The organism is [Clostridium] ultunense DSM 10521 (genome assembly GCF_000511955.1).
GTDB classification, from domain to species: Bacteria; Bacillota; Clostridia; order Tissierellales; family Tepidimicrobiaceae; genus Schnuerera; species Schnuerera ultunensis.
This window is the reverse complement of record NZ_AZSU01000012.1, coordinates 1-4,249: the sequence shown is the minus strand read 5'-3', so window position 1 is coordinate 4,249 and position 4,249 is coordinate 1. Positions and strand designations below refer to the sequence as shown.

General features: G+C 32.1%; 2 protein-coding genes and 2 pseudogenes. 3 read left to right on the top strand and 1 reads right to left on the bottom strand.

Features of this window, described 5'->3' with window-relative positions; genetic code table 11:
- The 3 genes and pseudogenes from CUL_RS19245 to CUL_RS18595 form a co-directional block, all read left to right on the top strand.
- Nucleotides 1-234 (top strand): hypothetical protein (locus CUL_RS19245; protein ID WP_035143457.1); only part of this gene is annotated, 234 nt, incomplete at its 5' end.
- A gap of 1,009 nt (nucleotides 235-1,243) precedes the next feature.
- Nucleotides 1,244-1,903 (top strand): helix-turn-helix domain-containing protein, encoded by a 660-nt coding sequence (locus tag CUL_RS0116280; protein ID WP_025642797.1) that lies wholly within the window; start codon nucleotides 1,244-1,246, stop codon nucleotides 1,901-1,903.
- Between the two features lie 63 nt (nucleotides 1,904-1,966).
- Nucleotides 1,967-2,934 (top strand): annotated as a pseudogene (locus CUL_RS18595) (IS3 family transposase).
- Between the two features lie 930 nt (nucleotides 2,935-3,864).
- Here CUL_RS18595 and CUL_RS17810 read toward each other — a convergent pair.
- Nucleotides 3,865-4,249, bottom strand: a pseudogene (locus tag CUL_RS17810) (transposase); the annotation flags it as partial.

The following is a 4,249-nucleotide window of genomic DNA, read 5'->3' as shown; positions in this document are numbered from 1 at the left end:
CTTTATGAGACATTGGATTCATTATTTGATGATACGATCACCGATGATAAATTAGAAGAGGTAGTAGAACAGGTTGTGCAGCTATCAGCTGCAGAGGTCAATAAGAAACCTAAGGATAGTGGTATATATCCTATAAAGAAGGCTCCTATGCCTTTTGAAGGGCAACCAATGACATTTGGTAGGAAAGCCATTAGGGATCTAACAAAAAACCGTGTTGAACTTATTTTAAGATAAGATAGGTTATCTTCCGAAGGGGTAGTATGCCTAATTTTAGCTATAATATCGCTAAAAAGAAAAGAAAACATGAAAAAGAAAAGAAAAACTATAAATATAAAATCATGACCCCAAAGATAGACTTCGTTGTCAAGTCCGTAACGAAGTGGAGTGCATTTTAGGCTTGACAACTCTGGAAAATGATAAAATTAAAAGTATTTTTCTTGATTATATTGTAACGGTTGATTTCATGAGAAGGAAAGATGCCCACGAATACTTGACACACACCTGGAGCAGGAATTAAAAATAATAGAAGGAATAAGAAAGGGATAAATGATTGAATTAAAAGGGGAGAATGCCTTTATTTTTCAGTCTTTTGTTCCTTCTTTTTATTCTTTCATTCATCCTTGATTTACGATATAAATTCATGTTTTATTTTCATTTTTTCTTAATCCTTAATTCTAATTCCTGTTTCTATTCCTGCATTACAAAAGCAGAACTTTATTATAATTTTAATAAAGTCTTGATTCGAAGTTAAGGAATAAAATGGGAAAAGGAGAGAAAAAAAGCAAACTTTATTCAAATTATGACGAAGGAATCAGGGTTTGAGGGGTGTGAAAAAGCAAAACTTTATTATAGAAGAACAGGAGTGAAACGCCGATGTATGTTCTTATGTCAGGTTTGCCCAAGAAGGCGAACATACCGAAGCCTAATTGGTAGCAAGGTACGGAGGAGAGTATAATTCTGATGACATAGGATAAATTGAGTGGCTAAAGGGAAAATATGGAAGTAGAGTTGATAAGTGATAAGTTGATGGATTGTATACCATAATGTACATAAGTAGAAAAATATGAAGGAAAGATTATCTATATAATCTTACTTGGCAATAAAATAATAATATTATAGAATCCTCAAAAAGTGTGCAACTTTAAGTTGCTAAAAATCAGACAAAAGAAAATTCAGGTTGGTGTATAGGTATTATTTTTATTATTATAATAAGCTCAGCATAATATAAAGGAGAAATGATAATATGAGCTTTGGACAAAATTTACAGTATTTAAGGAGAATGTATCATGGCATGACACAGGAAGAATTAGCTGAAAGAATGGGGGTATCCCGGCAGACTGTTTCGAAGTGGGAACTGGATGCGGCCTACCCAGAGATGGAGAAGGTAATAGAACTATGCAAACTCTTTTCATGTTCTATGGATCAGTTAATACGAGAAGACGTAAATATGTGTAATGAAGCATATTCAGATATTCGAGTTGAAGAAATTGCGTTATTTCGATATGTGAGGTATGCAGTAATTAGCAGAAAGCCTGAAGATGATGCTATAAAGCATGTAAAAGACTGGGCAGTTAGCCACAAGATAGCTCAACCTGAAATTATAGGATGGGATTTTCCATATATGTCACAGGAACAAATAAATGTGTTTCATATGCATGGTTATGCTGCTGCCTGTATTTTACCTTCAGGTTTGGAATTAGTATTTGATAACTTAGAAGCTATTTCTCAAGAAAATCAAAAGTATGCAATTATTACAATTAAAGAACCATTTAATGCACCGTTCACTCTGATTTCGAATGCGTATAAAACACTCATGCTATATATGGAGGTAAATGGAATTAGGCATAAGCAAACTAAAGAAGTGTTATCCTGTTTTGAAAAAGAATATAAAAAAGATGGATAGGTTACACTAAATAGGACAACTCTTTTCCGAACATGATATAATATTTAACAGGAGGAGAAGGGAATGTCTAGAAAACATTACGATGAGAATTTCAAAAAGCAAATAGTCAATATTTACAACCAGGGTAACCACACATATAGAAGCCTAAGTGAGGAATATGGAATAGCTATATCCACCATGAGGCAATGGGTAATAAGATATAATAATACTCAGTCATTCAATGCAGAAGATAACAGGACTGATGAAGAAAACAGGGTTATTGAATTAGAGAAGAGAGTTAAACAACTAGAAATGGAGAATCAATCCTAACAAATCATATAAAAGAAATTTTTAGACGAAGTAGGAACAATTATGGGACAAGAAAAATTAAGGTTGAATTGGATAGGCTTGGTTATCAAGTTTCTAGAAGGAGAATATCTAGAATTATGAAGGAAAACGGCCTAGTATCTAATTATACGGTAGCACAGTATAAGATTCATACCAATAGCTGCAATGAATCAAATATACCTAATATAGTCGATAGGGACTTTGATAATAGGGACAAGCTAGAGGTTGCAGTAAGTGATTTGACCTATGTAAGAGTAGGAAGCAAGTGGAACTATGTATGTACTATAGTAGACCTATCTGATAGAGAAATAATTGGGTATTCTGCTGGGGCTAATAAAGATTCTAATTTAATAGAAAAAGCAATTTTAAGCTATAGATATTCTTTAAATGATATAAGAGTATTTCATTCAGATCGGGGCAAAGAATACGACAACAAGGCGATAGATGAGGTTTTAGAGACCTTTAATATAGAATGATCTTTAAGTAGAAAAGGAAATCCTTATGATAATGCAGTAAGTGAAGCTACAAATAAAATATTAAAAATAGAATTTATTTATCAGAACAAATTTGTAACTCTGGAAGAGCTGGAGCTACAGCTTGCAGAATATATCTATTGGTATAACTATATAAGAATTCATGGCTCCTTAGGATATGTGACCCCAATAGAATACAGAAATGAAGCAGTACCAGAAAGGGCGGCATAAATTATGTTTAGAGGGTAAAGTTTTGTTCGGAATGAATTTGTCTAAAAAAGGGTTGCCTTTCCAGTATTATACAAAGTGGGGGCACGGATAATTTGAGCGATGAACAAGGTAAAAACAATAAAAAAGAGGACAAGAAACCGAATGTTATTTGGAAAGCTTGTTTAGGATTTTCTAAGATAAATTTGGGGTAAAAGATAGAAGAGAATAGAAATATGCTAAGCTCTACAAATTCATTGATAAATCATTGAATTATAATCTTAAATGTACTATACTTTAAATGTATAAAAAAATAAACATGAGGTGATTAGTTAAAATGATCATATAATCTTATCCGGTTTTTAGAATTTAAGGTAGTACAAGTAAAGTTAACATATCTTTTAATATTTAGGGTATGTTAGTTCGTGTGCTTAAACTACTATAAGTTTTGGATAGGATTATAATAGTGTCAATTTAACTAGATTTATATAGTACTAATTAACTATTTTTATTTGAGAATAGTTGTTTTATACTAGATCTATATAATGATACTTGTAACCTTTCCGAGACTTTTAGTTGGGAAAGGTTTTTTGTTTTTTAATGGAAGGATGATAAATAAATGAATATAAACTTCTAATGGATAAATCAGGACAATATGGAATTACTGTAGGACTTGACGGAGCTATGTGGTTTACAGAAGAATGTGGTATGATTGGCCAATTAATCTACTAACAGGTTGGATTTATATCTTTATCTGTAGTTTAATTATAAGTAATTGCGAAACTCTTTCTAAAAACTGAATAATAGGAATATAGATCCTTCAAAAAAAGAGTTTCAAGAATGGAAAGTGGAATCCAAGTGAAAGTTTAGCGAGAACTAAAAGTTGTTCTTAAAAAAGGGTACACAAAATAAAGGTATCAAATTTCTAGAAAAATGAATATCTAAAATAAATACCTAAGCAATTAATGGTTTTAAACTTCTGATGTACTCGTGCTTATGTATTTTATCAGCAAGGACAACAGTAATTAATTGTGTGATGCCTGCTAGTAGTAAATCGGCATGAATGGTTTTCTCATTTTGGGTTTTACGTCCAGCAATACAGAAACTTTCTTTAAAATGATTTATGGACTGCTCTACTACTGAACGGATTTTATAAACTTTATCCCATTCTTCTGTATCACGAAGAGTCCCTGGATAAGCACGAAGATCCTTTTCAGGATAAACGTAGATCATTCTTCCACAAGGTGATGAAGTACAGGGATTGTCACAAAAATGACGTCTTCGATATTTACCGTCATCACATTTAGTCCATTTCATTTTAGGGCATACAAACTTAAAT